This is a genomic window from Pyruvatibacter sp. HU-CL02332 (assembly GCF_040362765.1).
Lineage (GTDB): Bacteria > Pseudomonadota > Alphaproteobacteria > CGMCC-115125 > CGMCC-115125 > Pyruvatibacter.
Genome location: NZ_BAABWK010000002.1, coordinates 655,076 through 675,703, shown reverse-complemented (window position 1 = coordinate 675,703; position 20,628 = coordinate 655,076). Strand labels below are relative to the sequence as shown.

The following is a 20,628-nucleotide window of genomic DNA, read 5'->3' as shown; positions in this document are numbered from 1 at the left end:
TTCTATGGGCCCGGCGGGCCGGGGACAGGGCGAGGCTGTTGTCTGAACTGCGCCGGGGCCTGTCCGGCCCAGCGCTTGAATGCCCTCGTGAAAGAGCTTTGCTCTGAGAACCCCGTCAAAAAAGCAATCTCTGCAATCGAACTGTTGCTGTCCCTCAGGAGCTCTTGTGCCAGCGTTGATTGCGCTTCCACAAGGACCTCGCGGAAGGTAATTCCTTCGTCTGACAGACGCCGATAAAGCGTGCGTTCACTCAATCCCATGTCACGTGCCACATCTGCGGCTTGCGGAATACCACTGCTGAGGGCTCTCTTGAGACGGTGCATAAGCGTCGTCCTGATGGGCGTGTCTTCCCGCAGAGGCCCAATCTCAGTCTCAAGGTGGTTCGTTAAGAATTCTGAGATGGACACATCGCCTAAGCGGTTTGGGAGAGACAGTGTTGCCGGCTGCATTGCTATTGCATCCTTGTCCGCATCGAACCGGACTGGACAGCCGAACGTCGCGACATAGCGATCAGGGTTGGTGCGCGGGGAATGGCGGAATGACACGTGCTCAAGGACTAGGTCACCTTCCACGAAAGCGCCCATGTTGCGAACCAGGCTCGCAAGAGCGCACTCGGTCCGCAAGTCAAGCGCCGGATGCTCGCCGGTACGAGCTTCAAACCTCAGGAGAACTGGATTACCGGACTCGTCCAACCGGTAGGTGGCTGTGTCCGTGACGAGCCTGAAATAACGTTCAATCCGTCCAAGTGAGTCACGCAGCGTCGGCGCCGTCTTCATTGCCAAGCCGAGTGCTCCGATGTGATCTACGCCAATCGCCGTTGCAAAGGCTTCTACCAATACGAAGTCGTCTGGTACTCTGCTGCGTACGAGATCAATAAGATCAAAATAGTCCGTATCTTTGAGCCGGCCATCGGTCGTTTGGGCAACGCGAAGCAAGACCTCCCCGTTGCAGAGAAGCGCACCGTCCTCAGACAGCTTCATCCCGGCCGCTTCAGCCACGGCACGTCCAAATCCAAATGTCACGCTTGGCATAGTGGATTGTAAGTCTTTAGCCGGGCCTGTGCTAGACGGTTTGATCCAAATCGTGGCTTGTCAGCGAATTCATGTACCGACCAGATAATGGCCCTGAGTTTGGCGCCATGCCGGTGCCAGACAGATTGCCAAAGGTCGGGGTAAAGACCTTTTTCATTGAGCCCGGTTCGCCGTGAGCAGATGGACACAATGAAAGCTTCAACGGGAAACTATGGGACGAGTGCCTGCAGGTGGCGCTGTTCAACAATCTTCGGGAAGTCAGGATCCTCATAGAGTGCCGGCGGTGCCCCGACCACACCTTTGTCCTTTACGTCTCTTGGCGACACGCCGCTGGCACCTGAACCATCTCACTGCCCAATCCGACGTCCACGATGTGGAGGGCCAGCCGGATCAGCCTTCTATGGATACAGCTCAGTCGGCTATCGCGGCACTGGCCCGTACTTGTCCGACCAGCATCGCCCAGTCCATGTCGAGCGCGCCGTAGACCTCACCGGCTATCGGGCGGGCGTTGTCGGCGAGGATCTCGACCATCAGGCTTGCCCCGTCGGCAACGACCACGCCGGCCTGCGACAGGCGCAGAAGCCCGGTCTCCCGCTTGGTCTGGTTGAACGTACCCGATGCATCCATTGCCACATAGGCGTTGTAGCCCTTGCGCTGCGCCGTCATCGCCGGGAGGGCGGCGCAGACTTCCAGCGAGACACCGGCGAAGATCAGGTTCTGCCGCCCGGTCACCTTGATTGCTGCGGCCACGCGCGGGTCATCCCAGGCATTGACCGAAGTGCGGTCGATTAGCTCGTTGTCGGGAAGGGCTTCCACCAACTCGGGAAAGGCAGGCCCCCAGAGCGTCTCGGCCGAGGTGGTGGTGGCGATGATCGGCAGAGCCAGGGCCTTGGCGGCCTTGGCCAGCCCGACGACATTGTGCTTGAGTTCGGCAATCGGATAGTCGCGGACACCGGTCATCAGGCCGACCTGGTGGTCGACAAGAATTAACGCGGTGTTGTCCTGGGTCATGGGTTCGGGATTGACGTAGCTCATTTGGTTTTTCCTCTTTGTCTGAAGTCAGTTGGTTTGCGTTTCGGCGCAAATGAAAGGGCAGCCGCATCAGTCGATGCTGCCGAGTTCGCCGGCTGCATGGGCCGCGATCACCGCGGCCAATTGACTGGCGTCACGCATCGCGAACGGGCCCTTCTGTACGAACGGTTCGCGCAGAGGCATGCCGCCAAGCAACACGGCCTGGCCGCCCTCAGCACTCAGCACACGGATCTCCTCGGCACCGTGGGTGGCCAGCGCGGTGTCGCTGCTCAGCCGGTGACAAGTTCCGTTGATCTCGACGTCAATCTCACCGCGGATGACATGCAGCCAAGAGGCATCTCCGGGATCGGCACGATGGGTGAAGCGACCGTTCGCCTGCAGGGCGATATCAAGAATGGTGAAGGGCAAAGCAGGCGGGGTGGCGCCGGTGACGCCGTTGCTTTTTCCGGTCATCACCCGCACCCGATGGCCTAGACCTTCGATTACCGGCATCTCTGTGGCGGCGACATGGCGCGCACTGGGTGCCTCCAGCTTTTGTGCTGCTGGCAGGTTGACGAATATCTGCAGGGCATGGGTGCGCGACCCGGGGGTCGGCGCTTCGTCATGCACGGCGCCGCGCCCCGCCTTCAGCCAGTAAAGATCGCCCCGGGCGAGCTCTATGTCGTTGCCGAGCGAGTCCCTGTTGCGGAAGCTGCCGGTGCTGTCCTCGAAGAGCACAGTCACCGCCGATATCCCGGCATGGGCATGGGGTCCGAAAGTCGGCTCCGTCATGGTGAAATGATCGACCATGATCAGCGGGTCCATCAGTCCATCAAGCTGACGATGGATGAAGCTGAGCGCTTCGAAGCCCGTGCCACGGGTCATTTTTTCTCCGTGTTGGACCGCAGTTATCGCGGCCCGGGGAGCCTGGGATTGAGATCTGTGTTGTGTGGTCATATTCGCCTCCTGTGCTAAATATGAACCTATAGATGGGACGAAATCCGGAGAATACATTGATATTGGAACTCACCGTTCTGTATATAGAACGGTAGATGCAATGGAGATCTCCGCAGCCATGGACCTCAATCACGCCTACTACCTGGTGAATGTCGTTGAAAAACGGGGGTTCTCTGCCGCGGCACGGACGCTGGGCATTCCCAAATCGCGCATCAGCCGGCAGGTGAAAAACCTCGAGGACACCCTCGGCACGCGCCTCCTGAACCGGGATTCAAGACATATGTCTCTGACCGAGGCGGGTGAGGCTTACTACCGGCATGCCAAGATCGCCCTGGAATGCATGGCGGCCGCCGAAGCGGCGGTACGCAAAGACAAGGACTCACTGGAGGGCACCATCACCCTGTCCTGTTCTGTCGGCGTCGCGCAGTTCGGGCTCAGCCGGATCCTGCCGCGTTTCCTGTCCGAGCACTCGCGTGTCGTCCTGCGCCTCCAGGCCTCGAATGACTACGCTGACCTGATCGCTGACGGCATCGACCTGGCCATTCGGGGGCATGCCAATCTATTGCCTGACTCCGGGCTGATCCAAAGGCGCATTACCAACGTCCCATGGCACCTGTTCGGCTCACCCGGCCTCGCACAACATATAGGCGCCGCGGCGTCACCGACCGACCTCGATGGCCAGCCCGGTCTTGCGCTTGGGTGGCGCCCCGGGAGCAGCGCCTGGTCCTTGCAAGGGCCTGATGGAAGCACCGCATCAGTTCCTTTTGCAGCTCGCATGCGCAGCGATGACATGGTCGCCTTGAAACAGGCGGCCGCTGCAGGGCTCGGTGTGGTGGCTTTGCCGTCATATGTTTGCGCCGAGGATGTCGCTGAAGGGCGACTGAGCCGCCTAATGCCGGACTGGACCGCGGGGCTGCCAGAAATCAGCCTTCTGATGCACGAGCGCAGGGGTAACCCACCACAGGTCGATGCCCTTGCTGCTTTTCTGCACCGTGAGCTTCCCGATGTCATGAACAGTGTCAGCAGTTCCTAGCGCGCTCTCAATCCAGAAATCAGCGCTCGTGATGTAACCCCTTGCTTTCCCCCAGCCAGGGTAAGAGCCCAGCTTCTGGTGCAAGACGCAGATAGGCGCCTACTCGACTCTCATCCAAAAACGCCGAGAGCATCAGCGATACGTTGGTTCAAGGTTGTGTCTCAATCACGATCCGCCCTTTCCAAATCCGACCGTCCGCGCCAAATGCCTTACGAGGTATGGCCTGCAGCTCAACTCCGACGTGGGGCTTGCACATAAGGCAACAAAGTCTGCCCGCGCGATCAAAGACAGTGCTCGTCTCTCCGAAAAGTCATCAAACCGTGCGTCTGCTCACGAATGTCGAGAGCCGCATCTTCTGCATAAGGTCCAGAAACCCAGTCTTCGGTGGCCACCACACTGGCGCCAAGAGACAAGCTCGATCAACGGGAGTGGCTGGCTGGGGGACTAGGATTCGAACCTAGACTGGCGGAGTCAGAGTCCGCTGTCCTACCATTAGACGATCCCCCAACGAGGAAGCGGCGGTTTACCTTGAAGGCTTGTCGCCTGTCAAACCTCTTTCTCGTCTTATGGATTAACACCTGCTGGTTAAGGCCACATTTACCCGTCGAAAGCGATACTCCTTAACGATTGTCCGCTGTCACGAATGGTGAGAGCAGGGCATCACGGTCGGGCGGGAGATGGTCAAATGTCAGATATGTCAGCGCACGCCAAGCGTGACTTGTCCAAGTGTCACATAGTGATGGTTGAGGAATCGTCCTATTTGCGCTCGATCCTCACCCAGCTCGTCAAGTCGTTTGAGCCGCGCACCTTCGATATGTTCCCCGATGAGGAAAAAGCAATCGCCCGCATGGCGTTTGCACCCACGGACTGCGTCCTGATCGACTGGCGTCCTGAAGAGGGCATAGGCCCCAAGCTGCTCAAATACATCCGCCGCGATACAGGCTGCCAGTCTCCTGAGACCGGCGTGGTCTGCATGGCGTCTCTGCCATCTCGTGAATCCGTGGAGCTTGCACGCGACAATGGGTCAAACGTGTATGTGACCAAGCCGTTCTCAGCCACGGAACTGCGCAAGAAGATCGAAGCATCGATTTATGCCCCTCGCAATTTTGTGGTGGCAGAAGGCTTCGTTGGCCCGGACCGCCGTCACCGCAAATCGTCCTTCGATGGTGGCGACAGGCGTGGTGCAGGTCCGCTGACCCAGAACGAAATCGATTCAATGATGGCCGACTAGGCCAATCCGCACCCGTCGAACCACATCCGTCATGTTGATGTCTCATCGGTTGTACGGCCCTCTGGCTTGCAGCCATGAGGGGTGCTAGGCTTTTGCCAAGTTCAACATAAATCCGCGCTGCATCCAGCTTGTTTAGGGCGTAGCAGTGCGAGGAGTGGGACGGGTGGACGACTCGCACGAGACCGTGCGGGTGGCCCCGGCTTCCCCTGGCGACACCGGGCAACGCGCCCGGACTGACGCCGGAGTGCCTGGCGCCACACGTGTGGAAAAGCAGCACTCTTTGCCGGACGGCGAAGTGACACCGAGGGTGCGCCAGCCCGACGGTAGCGGCAACGTGTCTTCAGCCCACTCAGATAAGTCAGACAAACCACGCAACAAGAACCGGCCCCGTCGCGGCAAAAACCGCGGCGCGCAGCAGCGATGTCACGCGGCCATTGATCTTGGTACCAACAATTGCCGTCTCCTGATTGCCAAGCCCTCAAGCTCAGGGTTTGAGGTGGTCGATGCGTTTTCGCGCATCGTGCGACTGGGGGAGGGGCTGGGCACCCACAACATGCTCACTGAGGGTGCCATGGACCGCGCCATCTCAGCTCTGCGCATCTGTGCGTCCAAAATGCGCCGCCGCAATGTGGTCAGTGCCCGTGTGGTGACCACCCAGGCGTGCCGCCATGCGGACAACGCGGATGTCTTCATGGAGCGCGTGGCCCGCGAAACAGGGCTTGAGCTGGAAGTGCTGAGCCCTGAGGACGAAGCCCGTCTGGCCGTCCTGGGCTGCGCGCCATTGCTGGACCGCAAGGCAAAGCGGGCTTTGGTCTTCGATATTGGCGGCGGATCGACCGAACTCGTATGGCTTGATCTGTCGGACAAGAACGCAAACGGTGAGCCTGAATTGCTGGCCTGGGCCTCCCTCCCGGTCGGGGTGGTGACCCTTGCAGACAGATATGATGGCCGCACCGTCAATCGGTCCGGCTACGAGGCTATGGTCAGTGAGGTCAAAGCCCTGCTGGATGACCGGCCATGGTCCGATGAGCTGGATACCGAGCTGTCACAGGCTGTGGCCAATGGCGACATTCATCTGCTTGGAACGTCCGGGACAGTTACGACCATCGCCGGCATTCATTTGGGGCTCAAGCGGTATGACCGCTCGAAAGTGGATGGCATCTGGGTGGACTTTGCTGATGTTGCCGCTGTAACAGACGGCCTGAGCATCATGAACTTTGATGAGCGGGCCAGCGTGCCATGCATAGGCAAGGAGCGCGCAGATCTGGTTTTGGCCGGGTGTGCCATCCTTGAAGCCATACAGACCTCGTGGCCATGTGAGCGCCTGCGCGTGGCGGATCGGGGGTTGCGTGAGGGCATCCTCATTACGCTGATGCGCGAGGAACGCCGCAATCAGAAGCGCAAACGCCGTCGTCGCAGAGGCGGCCGTAACCGCCGTCCACCGGGTGCCAAGCCCGCAAACAAGTAAGCAGTAGTTGATCGAATGGCCCGGAAAAACAAAAGCGGCGGCAACTCTGGCAGCATGGCCAGCTCGCGCGAACTCAAGCAGCGCGTGAAAACCGCACGCGGTCGCAAGAACTCGTCCACATTGTGGCTGCAGCGCCAGCTCAATGATCCATACGTGGCCGCTGCCCGTCGGGACGGTTTCCGCAGCCGTGCGACCTACAAGCTCATCGAAATCGACGACAAGTACCATCTGCTCAAACCTGGATACCGGGTTCTTGATCTTGGTGCAGCGCCGGGCGGCTGGACGCAGATTGCCGTGAAACGCACAGGTGCTGCCAACGGACGCGGCGGGGAGGTCGTCGGGATCGATCTTTTGCCGATTGAACCCATCGCCGGGTCAACGCTGCTTGAAATGGATTTCATGGCCGACGAGGCGCCGGATGAACTCAAGCGCCAGATGGGCGGTCCTGCTGACGTTGTGCTGTCCGATATGGCAGCGTCCGCCACCGGCCATAAGCCGACGGACCATCTGCGCATCATGAGCCTGTGTGAGCTGGCGCTGGATTTCGCGATGGAAGTGCTGAAACCCGGCGGCAGTTTCCTGGCCAAAGTGCTGCAGGGGGGCGCAGAGCGGGACCTGATGATGACGCTCAAGACCAATTTCAAGGTCGTTCGCCACGTCAAACCCAAGGCAAGCCGCTCCGATTCGGCAGAAATGTACGTCCTTGCCACCGGCTTCAGGGGCACCGCGACCTCCAAGGATGCGGACGACGCCTGATTTTCCGGCCCAATCGCGCCTTTCACGCCACTTTGATGGCTCGCGCATGGCTTGTTTGCGTTTGTGCAGCGCAAAACGGTTTGCTGTTGGCCAGCATCATGGTAATTACCCCCGCCAACAACGAGACCCTGCGTACTACCTGCCACCCGGCAGCCTTGATGCGCAGAAGCGGAGGTTGGCTTGCAAATCCAGAACGGAAATATCCCCGAGGCGCTCACATTCGACGATGTGCTGCTACGCCCGGCTGCGTCTGACGTCCTACCCGGCGACGTCGACACAAAAACCAAACTCACCGCCGATATCGAGCTTGGTATTCCCATCATTTCCTCAGCCATGGACACCGTGACCGAGGCTCCTCTTGCCATTGCCATGGCACAGGCAGGCGGCCTGGGCATTCTCCACCGCAACATGACACCGGAAGAACAGGCCGAGCAGGTTCGTCAGGTGAAGAAGTTCGAAAGCGGCATGGTGGTGAACCCGGTGACAATCGCACCGGACGCCACTCTGGAAGACGCGCTGAACCTGATGGAACAGCACCGCATCTCCGGCATTCCGGTGGTTGAGGCAAGCCAGAAACTCGTCGGCATCGTCACCAACCGCGACGTGCGATTTGCCAGCAATCCAAAACAGCCGGTCTATGAGCTGATGACAAAAGAAGTCATCACAGTGCGAGAGAATGTTGGCCAGGACGAAGCCAAGCGGCTGCTGCACCAGCATCGCATCGAGAAACTGGTCGTCGTGGACGACGCCTATTGCTGCACCGGTCTGATTACCGTCAAGGATATGGAGAAGGCGAAGCTCCATCCCAATTCCTGCAAGGACGAGCAGGGTCGCCTACGAGTCGGCGCTGCCACCTCCGTTGGCGATGGCGGCTTCGAACGCACAGAAGCACTGATCGCTGCAGGCGCTGACGTCGTTGTGGTTGATACGGCCCATGGTCACTCGTCCGGCGTGCTGGACTCCGTGCGACGCATCAAGCAGTTCAGCAACTACACGCAGGTCATCGCAGGTAACGTCGCAACGGCAGAAGCCACTCGAGCCCTGATCGAAGCAGGCGCAGACGCCATCAAGGTCGGCATTGGTCCTGGCTCCATCTGCACCACACGCATCGTGGCAGGCGTCGGTGTTCCTCAGCTGTCAGCCATCATGGAATGCGCGGCCGAAGCCAAAGGCTCGGGCCGTCCGGTGATTGGCGACGGTGGGATCAAATATTCAGGTGACATGGCCAAGGCCGTTGCCGCAGGCGCAGACGTTGCCATGCTCGGTTCGCTCTTCGCAGGCACCGACGAAAGCCCCGGCGAAGTCTTCCTGTATCAGGGGCGAAGCTACAAAGCCTATCGCGGCATGGGTTCCATTGGTGCCATGGCACGCGGTTCTGCAGACCGCTACTTCCAATCCGACGTGAAGGATCAGCTCAAGCTGGTTCCCGAAGGGATTGAGGGGCAAGTGCCTTACAAAGGCCCGCTCTCAGCCGTCCTTCATCAGCTTGTCGGCGGGCTGCGTGCCTCCATGGGCTACACCGGCTGCAAGGACATTCCGACCATGCACGAGACAGCCAAATTCCACCGCATCACCAATGCGGGCCTTCTGGAGAGCCACGTGCACGACGTAACCATCACCCGTGAAACACCCAACTATCCGAGCCCGAGCCGTTGACGCCAGCAGCCCGCGTTGCGGCAGCAATCGAGATTGTAGAAGAAATCGAGCAGGCTCTGCGGCCCGCCGACGATGTGGTGCGCCAGTGGGGCCGCAGCCATCGCTTTGCCGGATCAAAAGACCGGCGTGCAATTTCCACACAGGTTTATTCTGTTCTCCGCAGGCGCGGCTATTATGCCAATGAGGTCGGCGAACAGCCCCGGGCCCTGCTCATTGCTGATCTGGTGCTGGGCGAAGGCAAGGCTCCCCAGGAGATTGCCGCGTTGTTTTCCGGCGAAGGCCACGCACCACCACCGCTCAGCGATGACGAGCACACCCTGATCCGGACCCTGACCAGTGCAGACCAGGCCGGGTTGCCGTCTTACGACGTGCCGGCGTTCCTGCTGCCACAGCTGGAAGCAGCGTTCGGTGATGATCTGGATGAGGCGCTCACGGCCCTTGACCGCCCAGCGTCCCTTGATCTGCGCGTCAATACTCTCAAGACAAGCCGTGAAGACGCAGCCGCCGCTCTTGCAGCAGTCAACATTGAGACCTCACCAACGCCTCATGCTTCCACAGGCCTGCGGGTATCAGGCAATCACATGATTGCTGGCACCATTGCCTTCAAGGAAGGCCTGATTGAACCAATGGACGAAGGCTCGCAGCTGGCTGCAGCCTTGGTCGATGCGAAACCCGGCATGCAGGTGATGGATCTGTGCGCTGGCGGTGGCGGCAAAACTCTGGCCATTGCAGCGGCAATGCAGAACAAGGGACAGATCTACGCCACCGACACCGACGCACGCCGTCTTGGCAATCTCGCCCCGCGCATGAAGCGTGCTGACGCCCGCAACATCCAGCCCATGAAATGGCCACAGGACAGCAACTTTGGGGAGCTGACCGGCAAATGTGACCGTGTGCTGATCGATGTGCCGTGCTCTGGATCCGGCGCATGGCGCCGTCACCCCGAACAAAAGTGGCGTGTGACAGCTGAGGAAATAGAAAAGCTGACCAAGACACAGGATGCACTCCTGCGCACGGCGTCCACGCTCGTGAAACCCGGCGGTCGACTGGTTTATGTGACCTGCTCGGTTTTACCTTTAGAGAATGAAGAGCGGATCAAAACGTTCCTGTCATCCCATACAAACTTCAAAGCTGTTTCCGCCGAAACTGATCCTGCACCAGCAGGCGAATTCGGACTTCGCCTTGCCCCTCATTCACATGGCACAGATGGATTTTTCGTCTGCCGCCTTGAACGCGCATCAACGCCATAACCTGACGAGCCTGATATGACGCAACCATCCGATTTAGACATTCCCGCAGGCGCAGACGACCGGGTCCTGATCATCGACTTCGGCAGTCAGGTCACTCAGCTGATCGCCCGGCGCGTGCGTGAGGCCGGCGTTTACTCGGAGATTGTGCCCTACAACAAGGCGGACGAAGCGATCGACCGGCTGGCGCCCAAGGCGATCATCCTGTCGGGCGGCCCAGCCAGCGTCACCGGCATGGGAACACCCCGCGCGCCAGAACGCGTCTTTGATCTTGGTATTCCGGTTCTTGGCATCTGCTACGGGCAGCAGACCATGGTGGCGCAGCTCGGCGGCCGCGTTGAGACCGCAGACGAGCGCGAGTTCGGCAGGGCAGAACTCACGGCTTCCGAAACGTCCCCGCTCTTTGACGGCGTCTGGGACACCGGCGAAAGCGACCAGGTCTGGATGAGCCACGGCGACCGCGTGATTGAAATTCCAGATGGCTTCAAGGTCATTGGGACAAGCGACAACGCGCCCTTCGCTGCCATCGCCGACGAAAGCCGCCACTTCTACGGCGTCCAGTTCCACCCCGAGGTGGTGCACACACTGCGTGGGGCAAAGCTTCTTGAAAACTTCACCCACAAGATCGCCGGCTGCGGTGGCAACTGGTCCATGGCTGCGTTCCGCGAGACGGAAATCCAGCGCGTGCGTGAGCAGGTGGGCGAGGGCAGGGTCATCTGCGGCTTGTCTGGCGGTGTCGATTCATCCGTGGTCGCCGTATTGCTGCACGAAGCCATCGGCGAGCAACTCACCTGTGTTTTCGTTGATACCGGCATGATGCGCATGGGCGAAGCGGAAGAAGTCGTGACGCTCTTCCGCGATCACTACAACATCAAGCTCGTGCATGTGGATGCGCAAAAGCTCTTCCTCGATAAGCTGGAAGGCGTCACAGACCCCGAGCGCAAGCGCAAGATCATTGGCGCCACCTTCATTGACGTCTTTGACGATGAAGCCAAGAAAGTCGGCGGCGCTGATTTCCTCGCCCAAGGCACGCTCTACCCCGATGTGATCGAAAGCGTGTCGTTCGCAGGCGGACCGTCCGTCACCATTAAGTCACACCACAATGTGGGTGGCCTGCCCGAGCGCATGAACATGAAGCTTGTTGAGCCGCTACGTGAACTCTTCAAGGATGAAGTTCGCGTGCTGGGCCGTGAGCTGGGCCTGCCAGAACCTTTTGTTGGGCGGCACCCGTTTCCTGGACCAGGCCTTGCTATCCGCATCCCCGGTGAGATCACGGGGGACCGTCTCGACATCCTGCGCAAGGCAGACAAGATCTACCTCGAAGAAATCCGCAATGCGGGCCTCTATGATGACATCTGGCAGGCTTTCGCTGTGCTGCTCCCGGTCAAGACCGTCGGCGTCATGGGCGATGAACGCTCTTACGAGTTCGTCTGCGCCCTGCGTGCGGTGACCTCAACAGACGGCATGACGGCTGATTACTATGACTTCAGTCATGAGTTCCTGGGCCGCACCGCAACGCGCATTATCAATGAGGTTCGCGGCATCAACCGGGTGGTGTACGATATCACTTCAAAGCCTCCGGGCACGATTGAGTGGGAATGATCCCACGGAAGTTTGGCGGCTGCCGGAAGGGACAAGTTTTGGCCTTTGAGGATCAGATCATGCACAAGAAATCTCTGACCTTATTGGCTCTGCTGTTCATTGCCGGATGTGCAAATCAAGCGCCTCTTCGCGAAGTCAGCCTTGCAGTCACGGCTTGTGCGGCAGATGCACCGGTTGTGTTGGATGGTGCCGTGGAGATTCCTAAAGGCCATCGGGCAAATACAGTCCGTAACATGGCGGAGGGTGAGCCGGGGGCCGGAGGAATGTGCAACAGCAAGGTCTTCTATCCAGACAGCACTATCGAAGTGTACCGCGCCTACGACACAGCATCACGTCACTCCAAGTTTGGACGGTGGTGGAGCTTTGAGAAGCCGGCAGGCGAAAAAGCCAGCTACCGTGAAGCAAATGCGATCTGTCCCGAGTGGAGTAAGCTTGACGCGGTGGTTATGTGTCGGATCAAGCCGGGCACTTACTTTGCCGTAGGAACAACTCAAAGCGCCCAATGTGAGACCCAGCAATACGGCACCAATGCAGCTGTTCAGGTTTATATCCCCAATAGCGAAGATGCCTTGCTGGTGGAAGACTGCCAGCCATTGGGGGCGTGGTAGTGGTGTTGTACTACCCACGCGCCCATGGGCTGTGCGATAAAGCAAGTTGGGTTGGCCTTGTGAGGCCACGAAGGATCAGGAAGTAAATCAGTGCGTATCAAAACCCTGAAGACGCTCATCACGGGCATTTTAGCTTTAGCGATGACCTTTACCGCTTCTGCAGTCTTGGCTCAGACAGCATCTCCCGCGGTGGAGGTTTTGAGCCAGGAAGACGTTGAGATGACACCGCCGCCGCTTGACGTGGCGGAAGAGGGAACAGCGGTTGAGGCAACTACAACGCAGGCCGCCCCAGTAGAAGAGACTGCGGTCGGTGATGACATTGATGCGATCGTTGAAAATGAACTGTGCCACGCGCAGTTCTTTGGCGATGGCACCCCTGAACAGGCCATCATCCACTGCACCCGCGCTCTTGAAGCGGGCGACCTGCCCGAAGCCGACATGGTGACAGCCCACGTCAATCGCGGCGTGGCGTACAAGCTTACGGGCCAGTTGGACGAAGCCATTGAAGACTACACCAAGGCGCTGGAGCTGTCTCCTGAGAGCGGTGACATCTACACCACCCGCGCCAATGCCTTCCTTGAGATGGCACAGTTGGATGCTGCCATAAACGACGCCAACAAGGCTTTGGCTTTCAACCCTGACTATGCCGCCGCCTATTACGTCCGTGGACGGATTTTTGAGGCGCTCGGCCAAAAGAGTTTCGCAAGAGACGATTTCGTCCGTGCCTATGAACTTGCACCCGACAACAAGGACATCGAAGAAAAAGCCTGGGCCTACGGCAGCAACCAGAACTGACGCCAGCACCATTATCCCTTGAACCTCTCCCCCGGGTCAGCCAAGCTGACTAAACCAACCTCAATCTAGGGTTGGGCGGCCAATGGGGGGAATTATGGTCAAGCTTCCGGTTTTTGATGTGCTGGGACAGGCGTTCGCTGCGCCGTTCAAATTCGCGTGGCCTTTGCTGCCTTTCTACATCGTATCGGCAGCCATAGGCCTCAGCCTCTTTTCACTGGTTGCACCGCCGGGCGCATTTTTGGGCACCGAAGAGATGGTGCCAGTCGAAGGAACCAGCGGGTATACCCTGTTTGGCGTGCTGGTCCTTGTCTATCTCATCTTCACATCGACAGCCGTGCTCACACACCGCGTCGTGGCCGACGTCGATCACAAATGGCGGTTGGCGTGGCCGGTTGTCAGATATTTCCTGATTGTGATCGGGCTTCTCCTGATCGGTCTCGCCTATATGCTGCTTTGCTACTTTTTTGTCTGGGCCTTTGTCGGGTTTGATAAAGGCTTCGAGATGGACGCGACCAGCCTGGACCTTGGAACGGGCGTCGCAGTTGCTGTCTTCGCCTTGGTGGGCATCGTGATTGGTTCGCGGTTGTTCCTGGCCCTGCCTGCAGCAGCGCTCCAACGACCGGATTCGATTTTCCTGGCGTGGGAGGTCTCCAAGGGCAGCACCCTGCGGTTGCTGTTTGCCTGGCTCCTGTACTTTTTTCTGGTGATCGTCATCAGTCTGGTCATTGGGTTTGTTGTAGGCGGCTCTGAGGCCCTGATGCAGAACCCGGAGCAGGCCGGTGGGGCAGGTGACGGCGCCGGTGGTGGATTTGTAGGGGCAATGAGTGCGGGTTGGCTCATCGCAAATGTTCTTTCGAACTACTTCCTCACAGTGGTTGGCGCCGCATTCTTGACCTACTCGCTGATCGCCCTCCTGCCGAACGGAAAATCATCGCCACAAATCAAAGCCGACGCTGCCGATTAACCTGACCTCTCAGCCGTAAGGACCAGAACCATGCAAAAACTTCCACTGCGCGCTACCTGGCTGGCTGCCCTCAAGATGCCCTGGCAACACCGAGGCACGTTTTTCAAGATCATGTGGCCGTGGATGCTCGCCGCCGGTGTGGTGTATCTCGCGGCGATCGCGATAAGCTTCGCTGCTATGGCCGGCGCAACGCAGCCGACATGGGCGTTTGTGATCTCGATGATTGCCGGGGTGGCCGCGATGGTGCTCGCAAGTCCGGCTATCGTTGGCGCGCTGAGATACGTCATTACCAATGAAGCGCAACGGCACGGGTTCGGCGATCGGACCAAGAAGTTCTTGCTGGCCTATCTGATTATGCTGGCTGTCTATCTGCCGGTGATGGGCCTTTACATGTTTTCAGGCCCGCAAGTCGCGCCCGACGGCACGTTTGGTTTTGCACGGCCAAACCTGGCGGTGACGGTCATTGTCATCACACTGATCATTTTGCCGATTGTGATGCGGCTAGGATTTGTGTTCCCGGCAATCGTGGACGACGAGCCAATCGACTTCGCACGAGCCTGGGGACGAACCGAGGGAAACACATGGCGGGTTCTCTTCGGCTACCTGATCCTGAGCATGGGAGTCACTTTTGTCGGCTCTTTTGTTATCGGGTTTCTAGGTGCATTCCTGACCGTCTTCTCCGGGCCATTGGCACCGGCAGTTGCGATTTTTTCAATGCTGCTAAATATCCTGCTGATGATTTACCTGCTGGTATGCATCCTGTCCTGGTTCGGCCTTTCCTATCTGGCCCTGGCGTCCAACCGCCCCGAGCCTCAAACCCCGGCTTCCAGCGTTGATAGCGGTTGGACAGGCAATGGCGGGTGATTTGCCATTCAGGCCTCTGACAACTAGTGTGCTGCACCGCACAAAAGCAGGCTTGAGGCCTGAGTGTCAGGAGGTGCATCCCCATGTCCGTTCAAAACACAGTTCGCCGTAAGACCGTTCCGCAGATACGGAACTCAAAGAACAACACCCCGGTGGTGTGCCTGACGGCGTATCACGCCCATACGGCACGCCTGGTGGACCCGTATGTGGATCTGCTGCTGGTGGGCGATAGCCTTGGCATGGTCATGCACGGGATGGAAAACACGCTCGGCGTGTCGCTCGAGCTTATGATCCTGCACGGCAAGGCTGTGATGCGCGGTGCTGATCAGGCGGTGGTCGTCGTGGACATGCCCTTTGGCACCTATGAGGAGAGCCCTCAGATCGCATTCCGCAACGCGTCGCGGGTTATCCATGAAACGGGTTGCACGGCCATCAAGCTCGAAGGTGGGGCCCGCATGGCGGAAACCATCCATTTCCTGTCTGAGCGCGGAATTCCGGTCATGGCCCATATTGGCCTGACACCCCAAAGCGTCCAGACCATGGGTGGGTACAAGACCCAGGGCCGCACCACTGATGAGTGGGCCGCTTTGGAAGAAGACGCCCGTGCAGTGGCAGAAGCTGGCGCATTCTCAGTCGTTCTTGAGGGCATAGCAGAGCCCCTGGCTGCGCGCATTACGGGCCAGATTGACGTACCGACAATCGGCATCGGTGCGTCCCCGGCCTGTGACGGCCAGATTCTGGTGCTGGAAGACATGCTGGGCCTCAACCCCAGCCCGCCCAAATTCGTGAAGGAATTTGCCACTCTGGGGGCTGCCATCGAGGGCGCAGCAGAGGCATACGCAAAAGAAGTCCGCTCGCGCCATTTTCCTGCCAAGGAACACACCTACTCCATGAAGAAGTAGCTGCGTTGAGGCCTTGGCGCCGGGCGATGACAAAGGCGTTAATTGCCTTTGCTTTCAACTACTTTATGGGTGGTATCACTGCGCAAGCCCGGCTAGTTTCCGGTACATGTGTGTCTGTGCTGTCACAGGCAGGGCTTTGCCGCCCGATCCATCCAATTGTTTCGATATCTAGCCAGAGAGCCGTCTTCCTTGTCAGACATTTTCCGTGAAGTTGAAGAGGACCTGCGCCGCGACCGTGCCGAGGACCTTTGGAAGTCCTATGGCGTTTACATGATCGCTGCCGCCGTGGGTGTCGTTGCCATTGTTGCCGGTATCAGCTGGTGGAATGCATCCCAGCAATCTGCCGCTGAGGACGCGGCCAGCAAGTTCGTGGCCGCCAGCCAACTGGTGGAAGACGGCGAAACAGCCGCGGCCGCTGACGCTTTCGCCGCCATCGCACAATCTGCCAGCGGCGGATACGAAGCTGTTGCCAGCATGCGTGCAGCAGGTCTCCAGGCAGAATCCGGAGACACCGAAGGTGCAATCGCCACCTACGATGCCATTTCGGCTGGCGGCGCTGACGATATTCTCAAAGGTCTGGCGTCTTTGAAGGCAGCCTTGTTGATGGCGGATACCGCAAGCCCCGATGAGTTGAAGATCCGGCTCACGCCACTTGCAGGTGACGGCAGCCCTTGGCGCTTCTCTGCGCTTGAGCTGCTTGGCTATGTGTCACTTCGCGAGAACGACACGACAGCAGCCGGTGAGTATTACCAGCAACTTGCAGATGCCGCCGGTGCGCCTCCATTGGCACGCGAACGCGCGCGAGACATGCTGCGCGGTCTTCAACTGGAAGCACCCATTGCACGGCAACTGCCTGCTGCAGAAGCACCATCGCAAGAACAAACTGCCGACGACGTTGCAGAAGAGAGCGAAGCCGCACAATGACATCTCAGTTTCATATTTTTTCACGCACCACATCGCGTGTTGCAGCCCTGAGTGCGCTGGCTTTCACACTGGTTGCCTGCGACACGGTCAACGATCTGATCAGCCCGTCTGATGATCCACCCCTTCCCGGTGAGCGCATCTCCGTCATGTCCTTGGAGCAGCAGCTCGAAGCTGATCCGCGTATCGCCGGTCTGCAGGTTGTGCTGCCCGCCCCCTATGTAAATACGGATTGGGCGCAGCCGGGTGGATTTCCCGACAACGTGCTGCACCACCTCGATGCGCCGGAAGCAATATCAGAAGTCTGGGACGCAGATGCCGGACAGGGGTCAAGCAGTAATGGTCGTCTCACAGCTCCCCCCATCATTGCGGACGGGCGCGCCTTTGTGCTGGACGCCGAAGGTGGTGTGCGTGCATTTGAGGCTGATACTGGAACACGTATCTGGGCTGTCGATCTGACGCCAGAAGACGCGGACTCAGAAGAAGGCTTTGGCGGCGGTATCGCATATGACGATGGCGCGATCTATGTCGCCACCGGGTTCGGCACCGTGGTTGCGATGGATGCTGCGACCGGTGAAGAATTTTGGACCTATGAAGGCCGCACGCCGTTTCGTGCAGCGCCCTCAGCGGTCGGTGGGCGTATCTTCGTCATCTCGTTTGACAATCAGACATCCGCATTGGCTCAGGCTACAGGTGAAGTGCTGTGGACCCATCAGGGCATTCAGGAAACAGCAGGCATTCTCGGGTCACCGAGCCCTGCCGTGTCCGGCGACACGCTCGTGGTCCCATACTCATCTGGCGAGGTTTTCGCGCTGCGCGTTGAAAACGGTCAGGAGGTCTGGAACGACACTCTGACACGCACACTGTCAAACACCGCATTGGCAAACATCAGCGACATTGCCGGTCGTCCAGTGATCGATCGGGACCGTGTGTTTGCTGTCAGCCACGCGGGCCGCATGGTGGCGATTGATATCCGTACCGGTGAGCGCGTGTGGACGCGTTCCCTGTCCGGCGTTCAAACGCCATGGGTAGCCGGTGATTTCATTTTCCTCGTGACGACCAGCGCGGAAGTGATCGCGCTTTCACGGCGTGATGGTCGTATCCGGTGGGTAACCCAGCTGCCGCGCTTCACGGATCCAGAAGATCGCGATGGCCCAATCACCTGGGCAGGACCTGTTCTGGCAGGCGACCGACTGCTGCTGGCCTCCTCAACCGGCGAGGCATTTGCTGTCTCGCCTTACAATGGCGATGTGCTGGGTGAGGTTGAAATTCCCCGTGGCACATTCATTTCCCCAATCGTGGCGAACAAGACGGTCTACATACTGACCGATGCCGCCGAGCTTCTGGCGTTCCGCTAGACGGCAAGAAAGCGCCCCTGAGGGCAATCGCGGCAGGAGCCGCAACTGATGAGTTTTACACTGGCCATTGTTGGCCGACCCAATGTCGGCAAATCGACCCTGTTCAACCGCCTGGTTGGCAAACGCCTGGCCTTGGTCGATGACACGCCCGGCGTCACGCGTGACCGCCGCGAAGGGACCGCAGAACTTGGCGATATGACGTTTACCGTCATCGATACCGCTGGTTTCGAGGACGCGGGTGGCGATGTGTTGCCAGCACGCATGCGGCGACAGACCGAGGCTGCCATTGAAGGAGCGGATGTCTGCCTTTTCCTTGTTGATGCGCGCGCCGGATTGACCCCCCTGGACGAGGAAATCGGCCGCATTCTGCGCAAGGGTGAAACGCCGGTCATTCTGGCTGCCAACAAATGCGAAGGCAAAGCCGCTGAGGCGGGACGCATGGAAGCCTTCCGCCTTGGCATGGGCGAACCAATGGGCATTTCAGCTGAGCACGGGGAGGGCACATCTGATCTGTATCAGGCACTCCTTCCCTTCGATGCCGCATCCCAGGACGTGCCCGAAGACGAGTTTGATGCCGAAGAGGACGACATAGACGATGCTAACCCTGTAGAGGACGATCCAACCAAGCCGTTGCGTCTCGCCGTTGTTGGACGCCCCAATGCGGGCAAGTCCACGCTCATCAATGAGCTGATCGGCGAAGATCGCATGCTGACGGGACCTGAGGCGGGCATTACACGTGATGCCATCTCGGTTGACTGGACGGCAGAAGGCAGGGCCATCAAGTTGTGGGATACCGCCGGCCTTCGCCGCCGGTCCCGCGTCACTGAAAAACTCGAAAAGCTCTCAGTTGCTGACACCCTTCGTGCGGTTGATTTTGCTGAGGTCGTCGTACTTCTGATCGACGCCACGCAGCCATTCGAGAAGCAGGATCTCCACATCGCCGATACTGTGGTTGAAGAAGGTCGCGCGTTGGTATTGGCGGTAAGCAAATGGGACCTGGTTGAGGACCGCGGCGCAGCGCTGCGTGAGATCGATCAGCGCATTGATGAACTATTGCCGCAGATCAAAGGTGTAGAGGTCGTTCCCATTTCGTCACTGACGGGGCAGGGGCTTGATAAATTGGTGCCTGCCGCTCTGCGGGCCTACAAGCGCTGGACCACGCGCATTCCGACCTCTGCAATGAACCGCTGGCTTGAAATGGCTGTGGGGCGGCATCCGCCACCCGCCGTCCAGGGACGCCGCATCCGCCTTCGTTACATGACGCAGGCCAAGGCCCGTCCGCCGACCTTTGTGGTGTTTTCACAGCGAGCAGAAAAGCTGCCTGACAGCTATACGCGGTATCTGGTCAACAGCCTGCGCGAGCGGTTCAAGCTGGATGGCGCCCCCATTCGGCTGCTCATGCGCAAGGGGGATAATCCCTATGCGGAACAGCGCAAGCGGCGTGGTACGTCGCAAAAGGCCAAGATGAAAAAGCGCTCGTCCAACAAGCCGGTCAAAAAACCCAAAGCCGACTAGGGTGTGAAGCGGCGCGTGACACCATTTTCGGTGAAGTCAGGCCGTGACATTTCCACAAACAGACCTGCAACGTCGTTGGGATGCGGAAGTGTGTCCGGGTCTTCGCCAGGCATGGCCTTGGCGCGCATGGCGGTTCGCACCGGCCCCGGGCTCAAAAGGTTTGCGCGCACATTGGTGTTTGCAGATTCTGCTGCGTAGGTTTTGACCAGTGCCTCCAGCGCTGCCTTAGACACCGCATAGGGACCCCAGAACGGATTGCACTTTTGTGCGGCACCGGACGTCACAAATACTGCCCGCCCGGCATCAGCTGCCTGCAGCAGCGGGTCCATGGACCGGAGCAACCGCCAGTTGGCATTCACATTGATGTCGATGGCCTTGTGCCAGTCCTTCGGTTGCACATGACCAATCGGTGAAATCACACCCAGGTCACCGGCATTGCCAATCAGAACATCCAGCTTGCCCCAGCGCTCAAAGATTGCCGCGCCCAGGCGGTCAACGCCCTCGTAATCCGTCAGGTCCAGCGGCACAAGCGTGGCTGATCCGCCTTCGGATTTGATGGCATCATCAAGTTCCTCAAGCGCACCTTCGGTCCGGGCAACCGCAATCACATGCGCGCCTTCGCGGGCAAAGGCGAGGGCGACTGAATAGCCAATACCCCGTGATGCCCCGGTGATGAGGACTGTCTTGTTTTCAAATTGTCCGGTCATTG

Annotated in this window: 19 protein-coding genes and 1 tRNA gene; 15 read left to right on the top strand and 5 right to left on the bottom strand. The window is 59.1% G+C overall.

The window, feature by feature from the left end; genetic code table 11:
• Window positions 1-2: 2 nt before the first annotated feature.
• From ABXH05_RS13900 to ABXH05_RS13890, 3 genes are all read right to left on the bottom strand, one after another.
• The gene (locus ABXH05_RS13900) at window positions 3-998 is read right to left on the bottom strand and encodes an AraC family transcriptional regulator (RefSeq protein WP_353561549.1); all 996 of its coding nucleotides are present in this window, start codon (window positions 996-998) and stop codon (window positions 3-5) included.
• Window positions 999-1,442: 444 nt separating this feature from the next.
• The gene (locus ABXH05_RS13895; RefSeq protein ID WP_353561547.1) at window positions 1,443-2,066 is read right to left on the bottom strand and encodes an isochorismatase family protein; all 624 of its coding nucleotides are present in this window, start codon (window positions 2,064-2,066) and stop codon (window positions 1,443-1,445) included.
• A gap of 66 nt (window positions 2,067-2,132) precedes the next feature.
• The gene (locus tag ABXH05_RS13890) at window positions 2,133-2,927 is read right to left on the bottom strand and encodes a pirin family protein (RefSeq protein WP_353561545.1); all 795 of its coding nucleotides are present in this window, start codon (window positions 2,925-2,927) and stop codon (window positions 2,133-2,135) included.
• A 190-nt stretch (window positions 2,928-3,117) separates the two neighbouring features.
• Between ABXH05_RS13890 and ABXH05_RS13885 the strand changes: the two genes are divergently transcribed.
• The gene (locus tag ABXH05_RS13885) at window positions 3,118-4,032 is read left to right on the top strand and encodes a LysR substrate-binding domain-containing protein (RefSeq protein WP_353561543.1); all 915 of its coding nucleotides are present in this window, start codon (window positions 3,118-3,120) and stop codon (window positions 4,030-4,032) included.
• 433 nt (window positions 4,033-4,465) lie between these two features.
• On the opposite strand, the gene ABXH05_RS13880 is transcribed toward ABXH05_RS13885, so the two are convergent.
• Window positions 4,466-4,539: transfer RNA gene (locus tag ABXH05_RS13880), tRNA-Gln, on the bottom strand.
• Between the two features lie 178 nt (window positions 4,540-4,717).
• Here ABXH05_RS13880 and ABXH05_RS13875 point away from each other — a divergent pair.
• The 14 genes from ABXH05_RS13875 to der all read left to right on the top strand — a co-directional run bounded on the left by ABXH05_RS13875 (window position 4,718) and on the right by der (window position 19,919).
• Window positions 4,718-5,263 carry a response regulator gene (locus ABXH05_RS13875; RefSeq protein WP_353561541.1) on the top strand — a complete coding sequence of 182 codons (546 nt, stop codon included), beginning with the start codon at window positions 4,718-4,720 and terminating at the stop codon, window positions 5,261-5,263.
• Window positions 5,264-5,426: 163 nt separating this feature from the next.
• Window positions 5,427-6,731 carry a Ppx/GppA phosphatase family protein gene (locus ABXH05_RS13870; protein WP_353561539.1) on the top strand — a complete coding sequence of 435 codons (1,305 nt, stop codon included), beginning with the start codon at window positions 5,427-5,429 and terminating at the stop codon, window positions 6,729-6,731.
• 15 nt (window positions 6,732-6,746) lie between these two features.
• Complete coding sequence (locus ABXH05_RS13865; RefSeq protein ID WP_353561537.1) at window positions 6,747-7,487, top strand: RlmE family RNA methyltransferase; 741 nt, start codon at window positions 6,747-6,749, stop codon at window positions 7,485-7,487.
• A gap of 180 nt (window positions 7,488-7,667) precedes the next feature.
• On the top strand, window positions 7,668-9,143 hold the full coding sequence (gene guaB / locus ABXH05_RS13860; protein WP_353561535.1) for an IMP dehydrogenase: 1,476 nt from the start codon (window positions 7,668-7,670) through the stop codon (window positions 9,141-9,143).
• Complete coding sequence (locus ABXH05_RS13855; RefSeq protein WP_353561533.1) at window positions 9,140-10,393, top strand: RsmB/NOP family class I SAM-dependent RNA methyltransferase; 1,254 nt, start codon at window positions 9,140-9,142, stop codon at window positions 10,391-10,393. The genes guaB and ABXH05_RS13855 overlap by 4 nt, the downstream gene beginning before the upstream one ends.
• A gap of 15 nt (window positions 10,394-10,408) precedes the next feature.
• Window positions 10,409-11,992, top strand: coding sequence for a glutamine-hydrolyzing GMP synthase (gene guaA, locus ABXH05_RS13850; protein ID WP_353561532.1), 1,584 nt, complete (start codon window positions 10,409-10,411; stop codon window positions 11,990-11,992).
• Window positions 11,993-12,051: 59 nt separating this feature from the next.
• Complete coding sequence (locus ABXH05_RS13845) at window positions 12,052-12,600, top strand: hypothetical protein (RefSeq protein WP_353561530.1); 549 nt, start codon at window positions 12,052-12,054, stop codon at window positions 12,598-12,600.
• 90 nt (window positions 12,601-12,690) lie between these two features.
• Complete coding sequence (locus ABXH05_RS13840) at window positions 12,691-13,395, top strand: tetratricopeptide repeat protein (protein ID WP_353561528.1); 705 nt, start codon at window positions 12,691-12,693, stop codon at window positions 13,393-13,395.
• A gap of 94 nt (window positions 13,396-13,489) precedes the next feature.
• Entirely contained in the window at window positions 13,490-14,359 is an 870-nt protein-coding gene (locus tag ABXH05_RS13835; protein ID WP_353561526.1) for a hypothetical protein, read from the top strand.
• Window positions 14,360-14,389: 30 nt separating this feature from the next.
• The gene (locus ABXH05_RS13830) at window positions 14,390-15,223 is read left to right on the top strand and encodes a hypothetical protein (RefSeq protein ID WP_353561524.1); all 834 of its coding nucleotides are present in this window, start codon (window positions 14,390-14,392) and stop codon (window positions 15,221-15,223) included.
• 83 nt (window positions 15,224-15,306) lie between these two features.
• Window positions 15,307-16,125: a 3-methyl-2-oxobutanoate hydroxymethyltransferase gene (panB, locus tag ABXH05_RS13825; RefSeq protein WP_353561522.1), complete on the top strand. Its 819-nt coding sequence runs from the start codon at window positions 15,307-15,309 to the stop codon at window positions 16,123-16,125.
• A gap of 189 nt (window positions 16,126-16,314) precedes the next feature.
• On the top strand, window positions 16,315-17,049 hold the full coding sequence (locus tag ABXH05_RS13820; RefSeq protein ID WP_353561520.1) for a tetratricopeptide repeat protein: 735 nt from the start codon (window positions 16,315-16,317) through the stop codon (window positions 17,047-17,049).
• Window positions 17,046-18,404: a PQQ-like beta-propeller repeat protein gene (locus tag ABXH05_RS13815; protein ID WP_353561518.1), complete on the top strand. Its 1,359-nt coding sequence runs from the start codon at window positions 17,046-17,048 to the stop codon at window positions 18,402-18,404. The genes ABXH05_RS13820 and ABXH05_RS13815 overlap by 4 nt, the downstream gene beginning before the upstream one ends.
• A gap of 48 nt (window positions 18,405-18,452) precedes the next feature.
• Window positions 18,453-19,919: a ribosome biogenesis GTPase Der gene (gene der / locus ABXH05_RS13810; protein WP_353561516.1), complete on the top strand. Its 1,467-nt coding sequence runs from the start codon at window positions 18,453-18,455 to the stop codon at window positions 19,917-19,919.
• On the opposite strand, the gene ABXH05_RS13805 is transcribed toward der, so the two are convergent.
• On the bottom strand, window positions 19,916-20,626 hold the full coding sequence (locus ABXH05_RS13805; protein WP_353561514.1) for an SDR family NAD(P)-dependent oxidoreductase: 711 nt from the start codon (window positions 20,624-20,626) through the stop codon (window positions 19,916-19,918). The two genes, der and ABXH05_RS13805, sit on opposite strands and share 4 nt — an antisense overlap.
• Between the last annotated feature and the right edge of the window lie 2 nt (window positions 20,627-20,628).

Excerpts from the sequence above, each read along its gene's own strand:
- ABXH05_RS13895 (WP_353561547.1), bottom strand. The coding sequence starts at position 2,066 with ATGAGCTACGTCAATCCCGAACCCATGACCCAGGACAACACCGCGTTA.
- ABXH05_RS13890 (WP_353561545.1), bottom strand. The coding sequence starts at position 2,927 with ATGACCCGTGGCACGGGCTTCGAAGCGCTCAGCTTCATCCATCGTCAG.
- ABXH05_RS13885 (WP_353561543.1), top strand. The coding sequence starts at position 3,118 with ATGGACCTCAATCACGCCTACTACCTGGTGAATGTCGTTGAAAAACGG.
- ABXH05_RS13875 (WP_353561541.1), top strand. The coding sequence starts at position 4,718 with ATGTCAGATATGTCAGCGCACGCCAAGCGTGACTTGTCCAAGTGTCAC.
- ABXH05_RS13865 (WP_353561537.1), top strand. The coding sequence starts at position 6,747 with ATGGCCCGGAAAAACAAAAGCGGCGGCAACTCTGGCAGCATGGCCAGC.
- guaA (WP_353561532.1), top strand. The coding sequence starts at position 10,409 with ATGACGCAACCATCCGATTTAGACATTCCCGCAGGCGCAGACGACCGG.
- ABXH05_RS13845 (WP_353561530.1), top strand. The coding sequence starts at position 12,052 with ATGCACAAGAAATCTCTGACCTTATTGGCTCTGCTGTTCATTGCCGGA.
- ABXH05_RS13835 (WP_353561526.1), top strand. The coding sequence starts at position 13,490 with ATGGTCAAGCTTCCGGTTTTTGATGTGCTGGGACAGGCGTTCGCTGCG.
- ABXH05_RS13830 (WP_353561524.1), top strand. The coding sequence starts at position 14,390 with ATGCAAAAACTTCCACTGCGCGCTACCTGGCTGGCTGCCCTCAAGATG.
- panB (WP_353561522.1), top strand. The coding sequence starts at position 15,307 with ATGTCCGTTCAAAACACAGTTCGCCGTAAGACCGTTCCGCAGATACGG.
- ABXH05_RS13815 (WP_353561518.1), top strand. The coding sequence starts at position 17,046 with ATGACATCTCAGTTTCATATTTTTTCACGCACCACATCGCGTGTTGCA.
- der (WP_353561516.1), top strand. The coding sequence starts at position 18,453 with ATGAGTTTTACACTGGCCATTGTTGGCCGACCCAATGTCGGCAAATCG.
- ABXH05_RS13805 (WP_353561514.1), bottom strand. The coding sequence starts at position 20,626 with ATGACCGGACAATTTGAAAACAAGACAGTCCTCATCACCGGGGCATCA.